This window comes from Caenibacillus caldisaponilyticus (assembly GCF_002003465.1).
GTDB lineage: Bacteria > Bacillota > Bacilli > Bacillales > Sporolactobacillaceae > Caenibacillus > Caenibacillus caldisaponilyticus.
Genome location: NZ_BDDQ01000047.1, coordinates 1 through 19,917, shown reverse-complemented (window position 1 = coordinate 19,917; position 19,917 = coordinate 1). Strand labels below are relative to the sequence as shown.

Here is a 19,917-nt window from a genome sequence, read left to right as displayed (position 1 = left end):
TGGAAAACTCCCCATCCCTTGTCCGCGGCACGCGCAAGGTCAACCGTCCCACCCGAGTCGTCAATTGCCGGGGATAAGACCCGTTTCGATAGCCTTTTCGCTCCTCTGTGCGCTCATAACGGCCGGCGCCAAGTTGATCCGTTAACTGGGCTTCAAGGATTTGATTCAAGACCTGTTCCAACAGTTTGGCCAGTCCTTGATCTTGCGACAAGAACCCGTGCAGGATTTCATCGCTTATTGTAATATTGTATTGAGCCATAGTTGCTTTCCTCCTTTTTGTTTTTTGTTTTGGTCAATGTCCATTCTATCAAAGGGAAAGCAACGTGGCTCTTTTTACATTTCCTTTTTACACAATTTTACGGACTCAACTCGCATCATGAGCCTTTGAAAATGGAACTGTCTGATTTCCTTGCTTATGTGAAACATGATAAAAAACCAAAAGCAACAGGTGAGGACGGCCTGACCGCACTCACGGTGACAAATAAAATAAGTGAATATATCAAGCAAAACGATGCGTAGCCCCCGTTCAGGCGGAAGGCGGGGCGCAGGCTGATTTCTCAAAGGGGGTGAAACCGCTGTGATGCCAAAGCGTTCCCTTCCATCTTTTTGTATCGTTGGTGAAAATGTCGTCATCGAGGAAGGCGTCATGATCGGTGAAAATGTTCGGATTGGCCATCACTCCGTTTTACTCAAAGGCACCGTTGTTGAAGAGGATGTCGTCATTGGAAATCATGCTGTGTTAGGATGCCAGCCGTTTAAAAACGCGAGGATTCAGCATGAAAGTATCCCCAATCATCCGCTTTTTATAGGGCGAGGAAGCCGGATCGGGAACGGCGTGGTGATTTATTCCGGGGCGATTTTGCGAAGCGGGGTCATGGTCGGAGATCTGGCCAGCATTAGAGAAAATACGGTGATTGGGCATGAAACGGTAATCGGAAGGAGCGCCATGGTCGAGTGCCGGACGGTCATTGGTGACCGCTGTTTCATTCAAACCGGTGCCTATATTACTGCTGACATGCTGATTGAAGACAATGTCTTTATCGGCCCGGAAGTATCCACCTCAAATGATAAATATATGGTTCGGACGCGCACTTTGTTAAAAGGCCCATATATTAAAGAAGGAGCCAGCATTGGAACCAACGCCACTCTCCTTCCCGGCATCATCATTGGCAGAAATGCGGTAGTTGGCGCCGGCGCCGTCGTCACAACGAATGTGGCGGATGGTTCGACGGTTGTCGGCGTACCGGCGAGGCAAATCGGCGAATGAAAGCAGACGAAGAGATGATGCTTTACAGCGGGCTCCCTTTGCTTGTCGAGATAAGTATTTTTTCGGCAAGTTTTTTATTTGACAGATTGTAATATGAAGTGCGACACCACAAATAAAAACAAAAATATCCATGATTGCTTCGGAATTCGCATGACATAAAGAAATCGAGGCAAGTTTAGATGTTTCTATTTATTTTGCCGACCCCTACTGCTCTTGGCAACGTGGAACCAATGAAAACGCTAATGGTCTCTTAAAAGGTTTCTTTCCTAAGGCGTCAGATCTCTCTAAAGTCACTCAAGAAGAACTCACGGAAGCCTTAATGTTCATGAATAACCGTCCTAGGAAATGCCTGGGATGGAAAACTGCCTTTGAAGCGTTCATGGAAGAACTGTCGCACTTGAATTGACAAATCGTCATTTAAAGAATGTGGAAATCGGCTGTCGAGGCTGGCCGGACTTAAGCGAAGGACTCATTGAATTTTTCTTGATACCAATAAATGGTTTTTTCCAATCCTTGATCAAATGATGTGAAGGTGAAGTCCGGAATGAGCGCTTTCAGCTTTTTATTGCAGCCGTGATGGTTCAGAACGTCGGCTTTTCTTGGCTCTTTTTTGATGATCTCTCCGGAATAATGAAGCAGATGAGAAATTTTTTGTATGAGGTCTCCGATGGCGATGGGGTGATCTGCCGAGATGTTCACAACTTCTCCGGATTGCAATTTTGGGTACACCTTTATCACGGCGTCAACTGTATCCGCCACATAAATAAAATCCCTTTTTTGTCGGCCTGTTCCCTGCATTTCCGGGGCTTTGCCTTTGAGTATCCTTTCAATGGTTTTAGGGATGACAGCCGCAAGTTCCTCATGGAAACTCTGTCTTGGGCCATAATTATTGAAGGCCCTCACAATAAATGCATCCAAGTCAAACATTTGGACATAACTCTGGAGCAGCATATCTGCGGCTGCTTTTCCGGCAGCATAGGCGGTTGTCGGGTGCAAGGGATGTTGTTCATCCATCGGCTCGTAGACGGATGTGCCGTATGCCTCCGAAGATGAAAAATGGCAAAGCGTCTGAAAGGCTTTTTTTCTTTGTTGTTCCAATAAGTTTTTTAGAACAACCACATTGGTCATAAAAGCGTTCGCCGGGTTTAAAAAGGAGTAATTAAGGGCTTTCGTTGCGCAGTTAAAAACGATATCAACGGAATGCCGATGAAATACATAATCTAAGCTCCCTTCGATTTCCGCGTCATCAATATAAAGGATGGCGCCTTTATTTAAGGCATCGGACAAATGGGCTTTGTCCCCGGTAAAAAGGTTATCGACGACGATCACTTGTTTGGCTTGTTCATGGAGCAACCGATCTACGAGATGGCTGCCGATAAATCCAGCCCCACCGGTCACCAAGATCGTGCTGTTTTTTAGCGGAACCCTCACTGACGAATCCCCCATTCTGTTCCATTAAAAGTTCATGTGCGACTGGCCGCCGTCGACATTGATCGTAGCCCCTACAATCCATGAGGATTTTTCGGAAGCAAGAAAAACGGCGACGTTTCCAATTTCCTCCGGCGTGCCAAAACGGCCTGCCGGAATTCGGTTTTTAACGTAATTTTCCAGGTATTCCGGATCCTCCTCTAAGCGCAGCTTCCATACTTCGTTAAGGTGAAAGATCGCTCCCGGCGCGATGCCGTTGACCCGGATATTGTGTTTTATGGCTTCTCGAGAAAAGGCTTTCGTGAAGCTGATCAGCGCGGCTTTGGCGGCGTTATAGGTTGGCTGTCCGCCGGCTTCTCTGCCGTAAATGGAAGAAATGTTGAGAATGGCACCGGACTTTTGGCCTTTCATTTTTTCGGCGGCCATCTGGCTGAGGTGAACGGCTGCAAGGTAGTTTAACTGCATGGATGCCTCAAAGAGATTGAGCTTTGTGTCCATAACGGTTGATCCGTAACTCGCCCCCGCATTATTAACGAGAACGTCAATTCCCTTAAAATCATCAATAAAATGGCGAAAAAGCCGAATTCGCTCCTGATGATTGGCGATATCTCCCTTATAAATGGAAATCCCCAATTCCTGCCGGGTTTTTTCCAATTCCGCTTGAGATCTGGCGATGATCCCCACTCGTGCGCCTTCTTCAATAAATTTAGCGGCGATGGCTTTGCCGATCCCCCTTGATCCGCCTGTGACGAGCACCTTTTTGCCTTTTAGCAGCAAGTCCATGTTTGCCTCTCCTGCCCAATGTTGAAAATGCGCCTACTGTTTTTTTATGTCATGAATCGATGTCCCATGACGGCAACGGCAAGAGTTTTGGACAGCGACTAAATTCCATACACACATCATGGAAAGGGGGCATATAAATTAGGATGACATCTTAATTAAAAAACGTGATGCAGAGAAAGCGGGGAAAAGATGAAGGTTTTGCTCGGTCCAGTCAATAATGCGGGACAACCCATGGCATTGGCCAAAGAACTGCGAAAGCAAGGGATTGAGGCCCATTGTCTGATCTATCAAAACAATCGGTTTGGATATGAGGCGGATAGAGTCGTAAGTTTTGTCTCCAATAATCGTATGGATGTTCAATACCAAACCCTGAAGGATTGCTTAAAAGATGACTATGACATTTACCATTTTTGGTACCGCACTTTATTTTATGGCGGTACTTATGAATATTTTACAGGGTTTGACTTACCGTTTATAAAAAATCGGGGCAAAAAAATCGTATACAGTTTTACCGGCTTTGATTTAAGGTTTCAATCGGAGTGTATGCAAAAAAATCCTTATAATGTCTTTAAATATGGATGGAAAAACGTTTTCAGCGAAGAATCCGCCCGGAAATATTTAAACTTTTTGCGGTATTTTGTTGATGCGTTCGTTGTTTTGGATGAGGAAATGCAAAGTTACTTGCCGGAGGCGACGATCATTCCAAGGGTGATCAATTTGGATGAATGGAAATTCGTCGGAATAAGAGAGACCGATTGCCCTCTCATTGTGCACGCTCCCTCCTTTCCAACGATAAAAGGCACCCCGTTCGTCCAAAAGGCCATACGGCAATTACAGAAAGAAGGATTAAAATTTAATTATCGAGAAGTCACCAATTTAAAACATAAAGAAGCGATGGAACTATATAAAAAAGCGGACATCATCATTGATCAATTGCTCATCGGGTGGTACGGGGTTTTGACCGTGGAAGCGATGGCCTTGGGGAAACCGGTCTTGGTCTATCTCCAAGATGACTTATATAAACCGGCAAAACCCATTCCCGTCGAAAACGTCAATCCAAGCAATCTTGTGGACAAATTGCGCTATATCCTCAAGGATTTCAATCGGAGGAAGGATTTATCGATCCGCGGAAGAAAGTTTGTCGAAGAGATGCACGATGTGAAAAAGGTGGCGCGGCAATTAATGACTCTCTATAAAAACGTGCTCAACCAAAAAAACAATCAAACATTCCGTCCGGATTCCTTTGATGACATTTTATATTTTAAGGAACAATTCATCGATTCGGTTGGGTCTGTCCCTTACCATTTGCAGCTAAAGAAATTAAAAGAACAAGTAAACCAACACCATTCGTCGCTTAGAGAACTCTCCAAGTTAAAATCGATGGCGCATCAAAATGCTCAGTTGCAAAGAGAAGTCAATCAATTAAGAAGTAAATTGAGAAAATACGAAGGCAGTTGAGCGGCGAACTCCCATTTTACGTAAAACCGCGGAACAACAAAACTTGGCTTCCTAAAGTTTGGAAGTCAAGTTTTTCTGTTTCGGGAGGAATTGTGAATGAAACATGCGCCCTTAAACCATTTTTGAGTATTCAATCTCCAATCGCGGGTGCAAACGGACATAATACTCAAAGTGGCCGATATATGGATTTCCGCGCCAACGGGTGCTCGTAAAATAAACGGCACCATCTTTTGGCGGCGCAATATCCAAATAAAGGCCGTAATTCATTTGTTTGCCGGAAATCCAGTTTTTAACGAGAGAGGTGAGGTCGAGGGTGTACCAATTCCCATTCCAAGGATAAGTGGTTTGAAAGGGTTTATTAATGGCTATTGTGCCGACAGGGTTTTTGGAGATGGCGGGGCCTCTCCCACATCTTAAACTTTGGACACTCCAGGGCAACTCGATGGCATAGACGTTCAACACAGGCTCTCCTGATGGAGGGATGCTCGCAAATAGCTTTAATTGCGCGAAAGTGACTTCGTAAAGAGCTTCTTCCGCCACCTTAAACAACAGATAAATTCCGGCGTCATCGGCCGCATGAGACCGGCTCCCCGAAGATGACCTTTTGGCCGATAAATCGACGTCGTTTATATAAGATTTCTTTTTTTTGGATAATGAAAAATTAACCTCAGGAAAGACTTCTTTCTGGATTTTTTGAGGCGGGGAGAAAATGATTTTATTTTCTTTTTTGGCTTCTACATAGGGTTGGATTTTTTCAACCATTTCTCTAATCCGTGCTGCATAAGTATGATGATCGTGTGTCTCTTTTTGGCCGTTGGCAGCGATGTGCAAACGCCGTTCGGGGTTATGCAAATAGCGATCGACTTGCTGTAAAGTCTCTGTTCGGTTCGTGCTGACGGCGACATGTCGGTCAATCGCAAAATGCTTTCGAATGGCGGGTGTATTGATCGTCAGGACAAATCCGCCGCTCCCCATGCATTCGAACGTTCTTCGAGTGATGAGGACGGGTTCGTTTTGAATCGCAAGGTTTATCTTGGCAGAACTATATATTTTAGGTATATCCTCATAAGATACAGGCCCTCGAAGGTACTTTTCGGGAATGGGAAATGGCAGTTGATGAAAATGTTCTTTCCAACCGCTGCCCCAAATCGCAATGTCATAGTCTCTTGCGACAAGAGGCTGCAGCAAGGTTTTCAGGCTGGCCATCCGCAAGGAAGTCGAGTGCATCATTTCCGGTTCAAAACGGCCGACTAAGGCTATATCGGATGTAAATTTCGGATCGGGTTCGCGACGATAATGAAGATGGGGATTGATCGCAAAGGGCAAATAGCTGGCGGGGATGCCAAGGGATTCGTATATTGTGTCGCAACCGAGCGCGTGGGTGAAAATATAGTCTGGTTTTGCGGCCTGTGCGATATATTTTCCCCATATATCGGTGTGTGTCGGATCTTCAAATGACCAGAAAACAAGAAAAGCTTGATGCTGCTGGCAATATTCCCGAATGACATCAAAATATGGCTTTCTTTGAAATGGCGTCCACCCGGTGATTAAAATGACATCGGGTCGGAAGGCGGCTAAATGTTCCTTCAGTTTCATGGCCGTCGTCGTGTTGACGGGCGTGGGGGAGTAAGTCGGGATGGCATGAGCGATGTCCAAGGTTTTCAATGCGTCGGGAATGGTTTTAAGAAAGAATTCATGGCTCTCCATGTAAAACCATTTATTCATAACGTCACCCCTATGATTCCTCTTGCATGGAAACGGGCTTTCCATCCTCTTTTGTTTACCCGATTGGGCATTACAAAATATATATTCATGGGCTGTTTCCTCGATGATTTTCGGGCGGTTTTCAACGGAATGAAATCGAGTTTTCATGGGATGGATGCTTGAAAGCAAGGACTCTAAGGTTTATCCTCCATCGCAAAAATGAATCGGATTTTTTGTTTATTACGCCATCGACACTGGAATGCATGTTGCCGCGCCTAAGCCGTTTTTCCTCAGCTTTATTCCACTCTGCTTTTAATGGCCCCATTCTACCCTCGGGCGATCATGAGGTGCGTTTTCCTCCCGCTAAGTTTTTCGCATGATGTTTCAAGGCTTGCATATTTTTATTTTGAAAACGCTAACAGACAGCTCGGACACGCTATGCGGATGGGAAGATCGAGAAGCTAAAAGCCACATAAAGGAGGTCCGTCATGAAGCGCTCAATCCTATTGTTGCTCAGTTTGGTGATGGCGACGTTTTTCGGGCTCGCGGCGTGCGGTTCAAAAGAGGAGGGCGGCGACAACGGCGGTGGGAAGACGAAGGGCGTCACGCTGACGATCGGCAGTTGGCGTACGGAAGACAAAGCCGGTTATGAAAAAATCATCAAAGCGTTTAATGAAAAATATCCCGACATCCACGTCGAATTTAAACCGACGAAAAACACGGAGTACGACACGATTTTAAACACCAATCTGAAAGCCGGCAGCGGCCCCGACATCATCCAATTGCGCCCCTACGCGCCCGGCATGGCGCTGGCGAAATCGGGCTATTTGGAACCGCTCGATGACGTGGACGGTTTGGCCCAATTTCCCAAGATGATCTTGGAAGCGGCCACCGGCGAGGACGGCAAGGTTTACGGCGTTCCGCTGTCGATCAACACCGCGCAAATCTTTTATAACAAAGACATCTTCAAAAAATATCATCTCAGCGAACCGAAGACATGGGACGATCTGATCGCCATCGCGAAAACGCTCAAAAAGAACGGCGTCGTGCCGTTTGCGTTCGGCACGAAGGACGGCTGGCTGCTTTCCCTCAGCCATTCGATCATCGGCCCTGCTTTTTACGGCAAAGATTTTCCGGATCAAATCGCCAAAGGAGATGTCGATTTCACGGATCCGAAATTCGTGGACTCTCTGAAAGCGATGAAGGCCATCACGCCCTATTTCCCCGATAAATATACAGGACTCGGCGAAGTCGACGATCGCACGCTGTTTGCCTCCGGACAAGCGGCGATGTATGTGGAGGGCAGCTTTGACATCGAGCCCGTGCGCCAGTTGAATCCGAACTTGGATCTCGGTTTCTTCCCGATGCCGTCGGCGTCGGGCGGCGAGCCGACGATCACGACATGGGTGGACAGTTCTTACGGCATCAACGCCCATTCCAAACATAAGAAAGAGGCGAAGAAATTCATCGAGTTTTTGACGACAAAAGCGTTCGGCAAACTGTTCACCGACACGTTTAAACGGCCGAGCGCCATCCCGGGCATCGCAAGCGAAGATCCGCTCGTCGCCGCCCTTTCGAAAACGGCTGATCAAGACGCCGTCCCGTACTTTATTTTGACGACGTTTAACTCGGGCAATCCGACGACCAAAGCGACCTTGGAAAGCAACTTGCAGGCGATGTACCTCGGAAAAATGCAGCCGGAAGACGTCGCCAAATCGCTGCAGGAAAGCGCGAAAACGTGGTTTGCGCCGTTTAAAAAATAATCTCGGCGAGCGAGGAAAAGCGGTCGTGCGTCGGTTACCGAAATCTAAAATCGTTGGTCATGGTCCCGCGCCAGGCGGGGATGACGGGGCTGCGCATGGCGCATCGAGCGATCGGTATGCCCGGCACCGGAAAATGTAGGAATCCTGTGGGGAGGCGAGACGATGAAAGCGGCGATCAAACCCTCGCGTCAAAACATGGCCCGTCCTTATAAAAAGCGGAATTGGAAAAAATATGCGCTCCATCTCCTGCCGCTTCCCGCCTTTCTCATTTACTTTTTGTTTGTTCTCTATCCGATTTTTTCGGCGTTTGTTTACAGTTTTTTTGATTGGGACGGCCTGGTGAGAGGGGCGTTTGTCGGTCTGAAAAATTTCGTCGACCTGTTTGCGCGTAAGCCATTCAACGTCATGTTTTGGAACGGGTTCCGGCACAACGTCCTTTATTTTGTCATCGAAATGATCGTGCAGAACGGTTTTGCCTTTTTATTGGCGTATCTCCTTTTCACCAAGCTTAAAGGCGCCGGTTTTTTTAAAGCGGTCTTTTTCTTTCCGCGCCTTTTGTCGGTGATCGTCGTCGGCTTTCTTTGGAAGCTGATATTGAATCCGAATTTCGGCGCTTTAAACCGTCTGCTCGGCATCGTTGGCCTTGAAGAATGGGCGAAACCGTGGCTTGGCGATCCGAAGACGGCGTTGATCGCGATCATTTTAATCAATTGCTGGTTCGGCCTTGGCTTTTCGATGTTGATTTTTCTCGCCGGGTTACAGGCGATTCCCCGGGAAATCCTCGAAGCCGCCCGCCTGGATGGCGTCAAAGGCCTCAGGATGATTCGTTCCATCCTGCTGCCGATGATGTTTCCGTCGATCATGATCATCACCGTGTTTACGTTCACCCAAGCGTTCGAAGCGTTTGAACTCGTTTACGCGATGCAGGGGTCCGATGGCGGACCGGCGTTTTCGACCGACACGCTCGCCGTTTACTTTTACCGGCTCGCCTTTGCCTCGGCGAACGCTTCGGAGATCGGTCTCGGTTCGGCGCTGGCGGTCGTCCTGTTCCTCTTTATTAGCGCCTTATCGGCCCTATTCTTGTACTTGACGCGGAAAAAAACGGTGGAGGGATGACGGACGCGGCGGGTGAAACGGAATCGATCGGTGTATGGAAAGGGAGGGCGTGGGCGGACTGACAGGGATCTCCGAAGAGACAGCCAGGGATCCCCGACGAACAAAGATGGCATGGCCGGGCCGACATGGGCCTTTAGAAAATAAAGATTGCTTGACCGGTGGCGGTGCGTGCGGCTGGCGGGGTGAAGACCGGGGGAGATCCTATGGCCGATCAAACGGCCGGCCGCATCGCACGGTACGCGGCTCCGGAATCCTTGAGAGGAGAATCTATTGGGTAATGATCGCTGAAAAGCGCGGTGGCTTCAACGGCTCCGTTTTTGGAAGCTGCCGTTTTTGTAAAGGGAGGCGAACGGGGTGGGCGCTGTGCAGAAGGCGCTTAAGTATTTGATCGCCCTGCTTTTTACCGCCGTGTGCGGTTATCCGATTCTTTTAATGGTCTTATCGTCTTTCAAATCGAACATTGAAATTTTTCAACGGCCGTTTGCCCTGCCGGATTCGCTGAACTTGGCGCCTTACCGCCAGCTGCTCGGCGAATTGCCGTTTTTTCATTATATCGTGAACAGCTTGATCGTCAGCGCGGGTTCGGTCTTGCTCGTTCTCGTCTTCGGTTCGCTCGCCGCTTTTTACATCGCCCGCTTTCGTTTCCGTTGGAACGGGGCGCTCTTTTTTCTATTTTTGCTTGGGATGATGATTCCGATCAAACTCGGCATCATCCCCTTGTTTATGCTCATGCGCCATTTGCACTTATTGAATTCATTGTGGTCGCTTATTTTCATGTACACGGCGATCGGGCTGCCGGTGGCGATGTTGATTCTAACCGGGTTTTTTAGAACGCTGCCCGGTGAACTTGAGGAAGCCGCACGCATGGACGGCTGCGGCCCCTTGGGCATTTTATGGCATGTGTTGTTGCCGCTCATGCGTCCGGCGCTCGGGACGGTCGCGATCGTGGATTTTATTCAGGCGTGGAATGATTTCTTTTTTCCGCTCATTTTCATTCAGGATGAAACGAAAAAAACGATACCCGCGGGCATGCTTTCCTTATTCGGGGAATACTCGGCGGACTGGAGCACGCTGTTTGCCGGCCTGACGTTGTCGTCGCTTCCGATGATCGTTCTGTTCCTCTTCGCCTCAAAGGCTTTCATGGACGGCATGACCGCCGGGGCTTTTAAATAATCGGGGCCGGGCATCGTGTGTTAACAACGGGGATGCGGAGACTTTTACGTCAGACTGATTTTGGGGAGCGCAGGACGACTTGAGTTGAAGCCATCAAGGAGCGGAAATGTCGGAAAGAAAAGCATGGGTTTAGTCATTTTATTTGGCTGGCATTCGAAACGGTGGGGGGGAATGACGACGGGGAAATGCCTTTATGTTGTTTAAATGCCATCGTGCGGGAAATGTGCACTGCTTCGTGTACATGTTGTTGAGAAAAACAAACGCTTGTTCCGTTTATAATTTATTATCCTAATTATGAATTTTCCCAAACATATACGAGATGAATTATAGTATCATGGTACTAGACATAGTTGTCTTGGAACGGGGGCCTGTTCATGAGGACCTATGCAACAGAGAGGGTTGAAGAGCTTCTCGACGAATGGCAAGAGCTGTTGAGATTTCGCAAGATCGAACGCGCAAACGCGCTTAAGCAAAAAATGAACGACATCGCTTTTACCAACCCGCACTTGATCATCGAGTATAAATTGATCGCCTGCCAACACGCCGCATTAACCGAAGACTATGACCAAGTCGATAAACTGCTCGACGAACTCGCCGCCGACGAAGATTTTTTCACCAACAAACAACGGTTCTACTACTATTTTTTCAAAGGGCGCTCCGCCTATCACGCCAAAAACGATCATCTCGCCAAGGAATATTACGATAAGGCTCAACAGTATCTTAATGAAATCGACAGCGAACTCGATCAAGCGGAGTTTTACTATAAGCAAGGCCAATTGAACTATGGATTTCGCCGTTCGTTTCAAGCAAATCATTGCGCCAGTCAAGCGTTGAAAATTTTTAAAAAATATCATCTTGATAGACGGGTTGCGGATTGCTATAACCTTCTGGGGCTGAGTTGCCTCGACTTGCAATTATATGAAGATGCGGAGACCTATCTTCATATGGCTCTGGACTACGCCAAAAAATTAAATATTCAATCTATCCGTGCGTACGCTGCACATAATGTTGGCCTTTTATACTCTGATCAAAATTTGTCGACTCAGGCGATCACCTGGTTGAATGAAGCCGTTAAAATGGGAGATATAAACTATGTGACCGCCTATCTTTTAGCACTTGAGTATTTCAAAACAAATGATGTTTCCAAGGCCGAGAAATGGCTTCACGAAGGGTTAAAACTTTGCAAATCCGCTAATAACGAGGTTTATCCTATGCGGTTTGAATTGTTACGGGCACTTTTTTTAGATAAGGAGAATTTTGAAAAGGTGTACCGCAAGGGGATTGACTTTTTTAGAAACAGAAAAGATTGGGACTTTGTCAGGGATTACTCAAGGGAATTGGCGGACTTTTATTATTCCAAACAGGAATATGAAAAAGCCGCTGATTATTATCGTTTGTCTTTTTCGGCAAGCGATAAAATAAAAGAAATGGGGGCATTGCACTGATGAAAAGGTTGAAAGGCGTCGTTCTTACGGTTCTCGCCGCAACATTCCTTTCGACGAGCCTTTATGCGGTGACGGCCTTTACCGCTTCGAAGGTTTCGTCGGAACGGGAAGGCCTGACTTCCGACTCGATTCGTTTGAACACATTCTAAGACTTGCAATCTGAACTGAAACTTGCCAAATGATTAGGGCAAAATGAAGCCCGCTCCTGCGAAAAAAAGGGGCGGGATAATTTTTTGAGCCAAAGACATTCGGTGATGGCATATGTTGTCGTGAAAAGAAAGAGAAGTGTTTTTCGTTCATCGGCATAAACAAAGATGGTAAACAGGGCTGCCGGTGCGGAAGCCTGGCAACCCGGTATCTGTGTGATTTCGTGACGCGGCCACTCGTCAACAGCGGAGAAAAATTCAAGTTATTACGGATCGAACTGGCGCTTCAGACGATCGAGAAGTTTTTCGTCGCCGTCCGAGCCAAGCGCTCCAACCATGGATCCGTAGACGGGCGGTACCTCGGGAACGATGAATGTTTGCTTGAAACGTTCGGTGGCGAGCGATCGGAGGCGTTCCGAGCGCCAGAGCCCGCCGGCCAATACGACGAGCGGGGGCTTGTCGCCGAAACGGCGGCAGCCCGCTTCGATGAGTTCCGCCAAGTCGTCTGCGGCGCTGTGCAAAATGCGGAGCGCCGTTGGGTCGCCGGCGTCCGCGGCCCTTAAAACGACGGGGACGAGGACGGCGAACACGCTTTTGCCCGCTCCATAGACGAGGGGAATGACGTCCGGCATGGCCTCTATTTTGAAATGCGCTTTGATGTTTTCATATAGAAGCGATGGCGAATCGCGGCCGTCGTGTACTCTCAGCGCGTGGCGGAGCGCTTCTTTTCCTATGGCGTAGCCGCTGCCTTCATCGCCGATCAAATGCCCCCAGCCGCCGATGCGAAAGCTTTCCCCGTCGGCTTTCCGTCCATAGGTGATTGTGCCCGTTCCGGCGATGACGACGAGCCCCGGTTTTCCGTCCGTTCCGCTCCAAAGGGCATTCACTGCGTCATTCTCTATGACGATGTCGCCGCACGGAGCGGGAAGCGTTTCGGTGAGAAGCGCTTTGAGCCGGTCGTTTAGCACCGGGTGGTCGGCGCCGGCCATGCCCGCAAAGCATCGGGTGATGGCTTCTGGTTTTTCGTCGGCGAACAGCTCGGCAAAAAGCGACCGGAGCGTTTCTCTGATTTCTTCTTCCGTTAAGGCATTGATGTTCGTACTGCCTCCGATGGCCCGGCGGATGAGGCGGCCGCCGTCATCGAACAGCGCGGCGTCCGTCTTCGTCCCGCCGCCATCGATCGCAACATAGTAACGCATCATTTCCCTCCTGGTTACCCTCCTGGTTTCCTCCCTGGGGACAGTCCCCCCGAAAATAATACTAAAGTAATATTTTTTGTAGGACGTGTGAAGTAGTGCTAATAGTTTAAACTCCAAGTCTGACAAGGGTTTTCTTGCTTTTACGCTTTAAAGCGTTGGGGGACTGACCCCCAAAGGAAGTCGGCGATGTGGACGGCGTGGACTTGGCCTTTCAGGCCGGCGCGTTTGATGCCGAGCTTCATTTGCAGCAGGCATCCCGGATTGGCGGTGACGATGACCTGCGGTGCGATGGCTTTTACAAATGCCATCTTGCGGTCGATGAGGCTCGTTGCCATTTCGGTTTGCAAAAGATTGTAAATGCCCGCCGAGCCGCAGCACACATGGGCTTCTTGCAGTTCCCGAAACTCGACGCCGTCGATGGCCTGAATGAGTCGGCGCGGGGCGTCCGACGTTTTCATGACGTTGCGCAAGTGGCACGAATCTTGATAAGTCACGACCTGGTGCGGGAGCGACAGATCGAAACGCTCGTGAAACCCGCATTCGATCAAAACCTCGGACAAGTCCTTGATCTTTTCGGCGAACACTTGGGCGCGCGCGGCCCATTCCGGGTCCTCTTTCAAAAGGTGATCGTATTCCATGAGAAAAGCGCCGCATCCGCCCGCGTTGGTGATGATCGCTTCAACGCCTAGGTCTTCGAAGGCTTGGATATTGCGCTTGGCGAGTTCTTTTGCGCCGGACAGTTCGCCGGAATGACCGTGAAGCGCCCCGCAGCAGGCTTGATCCGACGGGATGAGGACTTCGCATCCGGCGAGTTGCAGAAGCTTCAGCGTCGCATTGTTCGTTTCGAGAAACATCGTGTCCATCAAACATCCGGCAAAAAACGCGACGCGTTTGGGCGCTGAGAAATGTTCCTGCATTCTTGAGCCCGGATCCGTGACCGCAATCCATGATGGCTGATTGGCTGTCTCCGTCACAGATGGCGCGTCTGATAGCCTTTCATGATCATCGGAATCCGGAAGTTTCGTCTCGCCGGGATTTGCCCCCTCTGCGGGATCAGCTTTGGAAAGGCCCTCCGCCGCGGCGGAATCCGGAAAACCTGCGGTCACGTCGCGATCCGACAGCCCCGCTTTGACCGCACCAACCGTCTGCCCCGCCGCTGCGTCCGTCTCCGGTGCGCTCTTCACCGCATGATCTGTGTTCGCCACGGCCCGCCTTTCCGCTAAATCGTCCGTTGTGTCTGCCGCCGGCGTGGCCGCCGCGGCCGCGACTTCAGGACGGGCCGCTTCCCGATTCGTCCCTTGCAAATGGACATCGCCATTCGTCGCCATAGGCGCCAAATAGGTCGGCCGTTCTTCCATTTCCCGTTTCGCCGGGACATCGGGAAGAATGCTTTCCATTTCTCTTAACGACTCGGGGAGGATTTTCAACGCCCCGGTCGCTTCCGCCAATTTCTTCAAACCGCTTTTTTGATAGAGGCGCAACAGCCCGGTGGCTTGGCGCATTCGTTTGGGATTCGGAAAAAGCTCCTTAAAAGCCAATTTGCGGAGCGCTTTTTCTCGAAGCGATTGCTTTTTGTTTTCGACGATCGCCGCCCGGGCGCCTTCCAGAAGCCGCCCGTATTGAACGCCCGACGGGCAAACCGGTTCGCACGCCCGGCAGCCGAGGCAAAGATCGAGCTGATGCCGGATGTCTTCATCCGGTTCCGCCTTGCCGTCATACACCGCTTTCATCAACGCGATTCTTCCCCGCGGCGAAGCGGCTTCATTTTGCGTTTGAATATAAGTCGGGCAGGCGGGCAGGCAAAACCCGCAGCGCATGCAGTTCATGAGTTCGTTTTCGTCCAGCTTTTCGCGAAACGCTTGCTGAATGGCGGTGAATTCGCCTTTGTCCGCGCTCACTTTGCCACCTCCCCGGTTACCGCTTCCGGCTCATAAAAAAGTTTTCCGGGATTCAAAATGTGGTTCGGATCCAAGGCTTGTTTGATCGCCCGCATGGCGTGGACGCCGGCCTTGCCGATTTTCCACTCCAAATAGGGCGCCTTCATCGCGCCGACGCCGTGTTCGCCCGTGATCGTGCCGCCGAGCTCGATCGCCTTGCGGAAGATTTCCTCAAACGCTTGCTCGACCCGCGCCATTTCATCTTTGTCGCGGGCATCGGTCAAAACGGTCGGATGCAAGTTTCCGTCGCCGGCGTGGCCGAACGTGCAAATGGAGAGCCCATATTTTTTGGCGACGTCATTGATGGCGCCAACCATTTCCGCGACTTTCGAACGCGGGACGGTGGCGTCTTCCAAAATCGTCGTCGGGCGTTTCCTCGCGCAGGCGGAAAGCGCGGTCCGCCTCGCGGTCCGGAGCGCATCGGCTTCGCTTTCCGAGGCGGCGCGTTCCACGGACGTCGCGCCCATATCCCGGCAAATCCTTTCGATCTTTTGAATGTCGCGGTCGACGACTTCGGGCGCCCCGTCCTGCTCGATGAGGAGCACGGCGGCGGCCTCCGTCGGCAAGCCGACTTTGGCGAAGTCTTCGACGACTTCGATGGTCGCTTGATCGAGAAATTCGAGCGTCGCCGGAATGATGCGTTGAGCGATGATCTCCGAAACCGTTTCCGCCGCCTTTTCCATGCGGTCATAGACGGCGAGCAATGTCTGTTTCGTTTCGGGCGGCGGCACGAGTTTTAAAATCGCTTCCGTGACGATGCCGAGCGTGCCTTCAGAGCCGACGATCAGCCGCGTCAAGTCGTAGCCGGCGACATCTTTAGCCAGTTTGCCGCCCGTGCGAATGATGTCCCCGTTGCCGAGGACGACCGTTAAGCCGAGCACGTAGTCGCGCGTCACGCCGTATTTTAATCCGCGCAAGCCCCCGGAGTTTTCCGCGATGTTGCCGCCGATTGTGGAAATGCGCATCGAGCTCGGATCCGGGGGATAAAAGAAGCCGCGCTGTTCGACGTAATCGCACAGCGTTTGGGTGATGACGCCGGGCTGGACGGTCACCGTCAAATTTTCTTCATCCAATTCCAGAATCCGGTTCATGCGCTGAAAAGAGAGAACGATGCCGCCGTGAAGCGGGCACGTCCCCGCGGACAGATTCGTCCCGGATCCGCGGGCGACGATCGGCGTTTTCGTTTCATTGCAAAGCCGTACGATCTTCTGAACGTCTTCGGTCGAACCGGGCATGACGACGGCGTCCGGCAGCGATTGAAACCCGGGCGTTGCATCATACGAGTAGGCGAGCTGGATTTCGTTGGAATCCAGGACGTGCTCCGGGCCGACGATCTCGATGAGGCGTCTCTTCAAGTCGGGATCGAGCATGGGCAACCCTTCCTTATGTTTGAAAAGTGCTTTTATTTAAAGTGTAAAAAAACCGCTGTCTTGTGGCTATGTTAAAAACTACAAAATGACAGCGGTTTAATCGCATATATTTTGTTTATTTATACAAAATCAGTTTTCCGCCGGTTAGCAAGCTCCGTCGGCGTTTTTTTCGCGCGGCGATCGGTACAAGAGGCATTTCAGAGAAAACAATAAGTTCGGATGGTCAAGGTCATGCGTGTATAATCGGTCCGCGATGCGTTTAAGCGTAAACTCCCGGGTATCCCTGCGAAGAAAGCCCCGAACATATCGTTGACATCGGCGGCCTTATCGCGCGTCGTTCAGCAGGCGCACAGCGAGCGCGGCAGTAACGATGCCTTCCGTCGAACGGAGATCCAGTCCGGTCAACGCTTCGATTCGCTTCAAGCGGTAATGAAGGGTATTCACGTGGATGTGCAAAGCTTGGGCGGCGGCGGTGATCGACAGGTCGTGCGCCAAGTACGCTTCAAGCGTCGCGAGCCATTCCGCCTCGCCTTTTAGCGGACCTAAAACGGTTTGCAGAAATTCTTCCCGCGAGCGGCGTGAGACGTCTTGCAAGAGCAGGTCAAGGCTGAGCTGCTCGTAAAAGATGATCGGGTTTTCGGGCGATGCCGCATGCAGCGCCTTCTTCGCTTCTTCGAAGGCGTGCCGGATGATGCCTGTCCGCGGCTTTTTGGCGATGCCGAAAGCAAACGCCGCCCCGGTTTCCTTCAGGCATCGTTCCCGAATTTGCCGAACGGCCCGTTCCAGCCACTCCCTTTGCTGGTCGGCTCCGTTTATTAAAAGCAAGAAACGGTCGCCGGACCAGCGGATGATCCGATGGGCCGGGGCCGGGAAAAGGCGATGAAAGATTTGGGTGATCCGGGCATAATTCGGCGCCGGTTTTTGGACGGTCGGGAGCGGTTCGCACAAGATGACGAGAACCGGGTCGGAGACGGGAAGACCGAGAATGTCGCCGCGTTCCAAAAAGTCATCATCCAGTGTGTCGCGGTGCACCCATTCGTAAACGAAGGTTTCGGCCGCCCGGTTTTGGGCGTTCCAACGTTCCGATTGCACGGCCTCACGGATGAACAGTTCGGTCAACCGGCGGATGAGTTCCGCGTACGGCCTGACGTCTTTCGGATTTCCGGTGATGCCGATGACCCCGATGATTTCTCCTTCGTGGGTGATGGGCATATTGATGCCGGCTTTCACGCCGATTAAACGATCGACGTCCTCCGGCCCGATGTCGATGGCATGGCCCTTGGCCATCGCGATTTTCGCGCCTTCATGGAAACGGCCGACGCGGTCGGGCTCGCTCGAGGCGATGATATAGCCGTTGGTGTCGACGATAATAAAATGTTCATCCAGCGCCGAACGCGCTTCTTGCACGATTTTTTGTGCGAGTTCCTGATTCAGCTTCATGGCCGCCATCCCATTGATTAAAAGAGATCTGCATCATCACGTATGATAAAAACGTTTTCCTATGGCCGGAAAAAAATTCGAGAAAGGGCTGACTTAGAACGTTTAAAGAACGGGAACTTCCCAAAAAGCTTTTGATTAAAATATAATATTGCAATAAATATTATAGCACGGACAATAAGAACTATTATGTATTGAAAAGGTGTTTTATTGATGAAGCGATCGCAAGCAAGAACGCTTTTTAATAGGAATTTTAACTTTCTGTTTTTGAGCGGGATTTGTAGTTCATTAGGGGAAGCGGTTTATTACCTCACTATATCGTGGTATATAACTAAAATATATGGTTCAGGTGTAACAATGGGAACTGTCCTCCTTATAATGGGGACGACACGCTTCACGATCGGTATCATCAGTGGTGTGATAGTCGATCAAATAGGACCTAAGAAAATTATGATTTATTCTGATCTTCTACGCGCGGTTATGATGGTGATTTTTTACCTTGCCTTGTTTTTTGGCAAGATCCCCATTTTTCTTTTATACACCTTGGCTTTTATATTTGGTTTAATTGATTCATTTTATTGGCCGGCGAGCCAGGCGATCCGACCAAGGGTGATCGGTGATAAAGATAAATTGTCAAAGGCCAACAGCATTATTTTTACTTCCATTCGAACAATCAATCTGGTCGGTCCGGTCATCGCGAGCTTTTCAATTTTTTATATAAATTATCCATACACCTTTTTAATGGTTTCATTGGCTTTTATTCTTTCGGCACTCTTAATCCTGTTCATGAATATAAATGATAACCATCGTGCCATTGATTTAAGTAAGCATAAAAGCCATTGGATGGCTTATGTCGACGGTTTCAAAACTGGATGGGAATACATATTGAAGCAAAAAATCATATTCAAGCTTATATTGATTATGTTTTTTGCAAATATAGGAGCCAATGGAATTATGGCGGTTATGCCATTTTTGGTCAACGAATTGCATTTAGGCATAAAATCTTTAGGGATATTTGACATGGCGATGGCATTAGGGGCGATTGTATGCGGATTTTTTCTTAGCTTTATGACTCTGAAAAGATCGTCGTTGCATGGTGTAACGATCGGTTTTTTCTTCCAAGGATTATGTTGCGGGCTGGTCAAGTCCATTTTATTGTGTAAATTTTCCTTTGATAGAAACATGGACCTGATGACCTGACGTATGGTAGGTAAGTCCGGCAAGTCTCTCTGCCGATCGCCCTCCCGGACAAACGATCATGTTGTCAAGGAGCAGGCGAGTCAAGGAGCTTTCGCGGCAACTCCTCGCTTCGCTCCGGTATTCCACGTTCACCTTGACACGACAAAGTCATTATCCCACTTTCTTGATCGCCGAAACTTCCTGGTTCATCGTTTGAACGCCTAACTCTTTCGTTTTTCGCCACTGCCAATAGTCGGACATATCCAGGTATTTGCGTGCCGATATCCATTTTTCGTCCATTTCGATCAACACGGCGCCTACGAGACGATACACCGATTCCCGGTTCGGAAAAATGCGGATCACCCGTTCTCTGCGGCGGATTTCCTCGTTCAGCCGTTCCACCCCGTTGGTCGTGCGCAGGCGCCGCCGGTAACGGTCCGGATAGTCCAATACGGCGGTGGCGTCTTCGAATCCCTCTTCGAGGATTTGCATGGCTTTTGGGGCTTTCTCCT

19 protein-coding genes and 2 pseudogenes are annotated in these 19,917 nt (G+C 49.8%); 11 read left to right on the top strand and 10 right to left on the bottom strand.

All coding sequences use genetic code 11. From position 1 onward, the window contains the following. Positions 1-259 (bottom strand): transposase (locus tag CCB157_RS12655; protein WP_193432262.1); only part of this gene is annotated, 259 nt, incomplete at its 3' end. Between the two features lie 131 nt (positions 260-390). Here CCB157_RS12655 and CCB157_RS18245 point away from each other — a divergent pair. The 3 genes and pseudogenes from CCB157_RS18245 to CCB157_RS17370 form a co-directional block, all read left to right on the top strand. After that, positions 391-519: a hypothetical protein gene (locus CCB157_RS18245; RefSeq protein ID WP_274519635.1), complete on the top strand. Its 129-nt coding sequence runs from the start codon at positions 391-393 to the stop codon at positions 517-519. Positions 520-580: 61 nt separating this feature from the next. Then, positions 581-1,267, top strand: coding sequence for an acyltransferase (locus CCB157_RS12645; protein WP_077616248.1), 687 nt, complete (start codon positions 581-583; stop codon positions 1,265-1,267). 163 nt (positions 1,268-1,430) lie between these two features. Continuing rightward, positions 1,431-1,673: pseudogene (locus CCB157_RS17370) on the top strand (IS30 family transposase); the annotation flags it as partial. A gap of 50 nt (positions 1,674-1,723) precedes the next feature. Here CCB157_RS17370 and CCB157_RS12640 read toward each other — a convergent pair. Next, positions 1,724-2,713: an NAD-dependent epimerase/dehydratase family protein gene (locus tag CCB157_RS12640; RefSeq protein ID WP_077616243.1), complete on the bottom strand. Its 990-nt coding sequence runs from the start codon at positions 2,711-2,713 to the stop codon at positions 1,724-1,726. Positions 2,714-2,722: 9 nt separating this feature from the next. After that, positions 2,723-3,478 (bottom strand): SDR family NAD(P)-dependent oxidoreductase, encoded by a 756-nt coding sequence (locus CCB157_RS12635; protein ID WP_077616242.1) that lies wholly within the window; start codon positions 3,476-3,478, stop codon positions 2,723-2,725. A gap of 231 nt (positions 3,479-3,709) precedes the next feature. Here CCB157_RS12635 and CCB157_RS12630 point away from each other — a divergent pair, with 231 nt between their 5' ends. Continuing rightward, positions 3,710-4,936 carry a glycosyltransferase gene (locus CCB157_RS12630; RefSeq protein WP_158077308.1) on the top strand — a complete coding sequence of 409 codons (1,227 nt, stop codon included), beginning with the start codon at positions 3,710-3,712 and terminating at the stop codon, positions 4,934-4,936. Between the two features lie 111 nt (positions 4,937-5,047). On the opposite strand, the gene CCB157_RS12625 is transcribed toward CCB157_RS12630, so the two are convergent. Together CCB157_RS12625 and CCB157_RS18530 are read right to left on the bottom strand one after the other, a co-directional pair. Further along, on the bottom strand, positions 5,048-6,142 hold the full coding sequence (locus CCB157_RS12625) for a glycosyltransferase family protein (protein ID WP_238594706.1): 1,095 nt from the start codon (positions 6,140-6,142) through the stop codon (positions 5,048-5,050). A 234-nt stretch (positions 6,143-6,376) separates the two neighbouring features. After that, positions 6,377-6,592, bottom strand: a pseudogene (locus tag CCB157_RS18530) (DUF3880 domain-containing protein); the annotation flags it as partial. On the opposite strand from CCB157_RS18530, the gene CCB157_RS18095 reads away from it, so the two are divergent. The 6 genes from CCB157_RS18095 to CCB157_RS17675 all read left to right on the top strand — a co-directional run bounded on the left by CCB157_RS18095 (position 6,515) and on the right by CCB157_RS17675 (position 12,286). Continuing rightward, on the top strand, positions 6,515-6,823 hold the full coding sequence (locus CCB157_RS18095; RefSeq protein WP_238594705.1) for a hypothetical protein: 309 nt from the start codon (positions 6,515-6,517) through the stop codon (positions 6,821-6,823). The pseudogene CCB157_RS18530 and the gene CCB157_RS18095 overlap by 78 nt on opposite strands. A gap of 305 nt (positions 6,824-7,128) precedes the next feature. Then, entirely contained in the window at positions 7,129-8,403 is a 1,275-nt protein-coding gene (locus CCB157_RS12620; protein WP_077616239.1) for an ABC transporter substrate-binding protein, read from the top strand. 195 nt (positions 8,404-8,598) lie between these two features. Continuing rightward, entirely contained in the window at positions 8,599-9,519 is a 921-nt protein-coding gene (locus tag CCB157_RS12615) for a carbohydrate ABC transporter permease (RefSeq protein ID WP_077616247.1), read from the top strand. 354 nt (positions 9,520-9,873) lie between these two features. Further along, complete coding sequence (locus CCB157_RS12610) at positions 9,874-10,692, top strand: carbohydrate ABC transporter permease (RefSeq protein WP_439951328.1); 819 nt, start codon at positions 9,874-9,876, stop codon at positions 10,690-10,692. A 374-nt stretch (positions 10,693-11,066) separates the two neighbouring features. Next, complete coding sequence (locus CCB157_RS12605) at positions 11,067-12,137, top strand: tetratricopeptide repeat protein (protein WP_077616238.1); 1,071 nt, start codon at positions 11,067-11,069, stop codon at positions 12,135-12,137. Next, on the top strand, positions 12,137-12,286 hold the full coding sequence (locus tag CCB157_RS17675; RefSeq protein WP_158077306.1) for a hypothetical protein: 150 nt from the start codon (positions 12,137-12,139) through the stop codon (positions 12,284-12,286). Before CCB157_RS12605 ends, CCB157_RS17675 begins: the two co-directional genes overlap by 1 nt. A 263-nt stretch (positions 12,287-12,549) precedes the next feature. Here the strand turns inward: CCB157_RS17675 and CCB157_RS12600 are convergent, their stop codons facing one another. The 4 genes from CCB157_RS12600 to CCB157_RS12585 all read right to left on the bottom strand — a co-directional run bounded on the left by CCB157_RS12600 (position 12,550) and on the right by CCB157_RS12585 (position 18,229). After that, complete coding sequence (locus CCB157_RS12600) at positions 12,550-13,482, bottom strand: N-acetylglucosamine kinase (protein ID WP_158077305.1); 933 nt, start codon at positions 13,480-13,482, stop codon at positions 12,550-12,552. Between the two features lie 140 nt (positions 13,483-13,622). Next, positions 13,623-15,380 (bottom strand): (Fe-S)-binding protein, encoded by a 1,758-nt coding sequence (locus CCB157_RS12595; RefSeq protein ID WP_238594703.1) that lies wholly within the window; start codon positions 15,378-15,380, stop codon positions 13,623-13,625. Beyond that, a complete protein-coding gene (gene glcD, locus CCB157_RS12590; RefSeq protein ID WP_077616236.1) occupies positions 15,377-16,789 on the bottom strand; it encodes a glycolate oxidase subunit GlcD in 1,413 nt (470 codons plus the stop codon). Before glcD ends, CCB157_RS12595 begins: the two co-directional genes overlap by 4 nt. A 324-nt stretch (positions 16,790-17,113) precedes the next feature. Then, complete coding sequence (locus tag CCB157_RS12585; protein ID WP_158077304.1) at positions 17,114-18,229, bottom strand: CdaR family transcriptional regulator; 1,116 nt, start codon at positions 18,227-18,229, stop codon at positions 17,114-17,116. Positions 18,230-18,439: 210 nt separating this feature from the next. Between CCB157_RS12585 and CCB157_RS12580 the strand changes: the two genes are divergently transcribed. Next, positions 18,440-19,426, top strand: a complete 987-nt coding sequence (locus tag CCB157_RS12580; protein ID WP_077616234.1) for an MFS transporter — start codon at positions 18,440-18,442, stop codon at positions 19,424-19,426. Between the two features lie 150 nt (positions 19,427-19,576). Here the strand turns inward: CCB157_RS12580 and CCB157_RS12575 are convergent. Then, positions 19,577-19,917, bottom strand: a 341-nt coding sequence (locus CCB157_RS12575; protein WP_193432300.1) for a transposase, incomplete at its 5' end; no start/stop codon positions are given.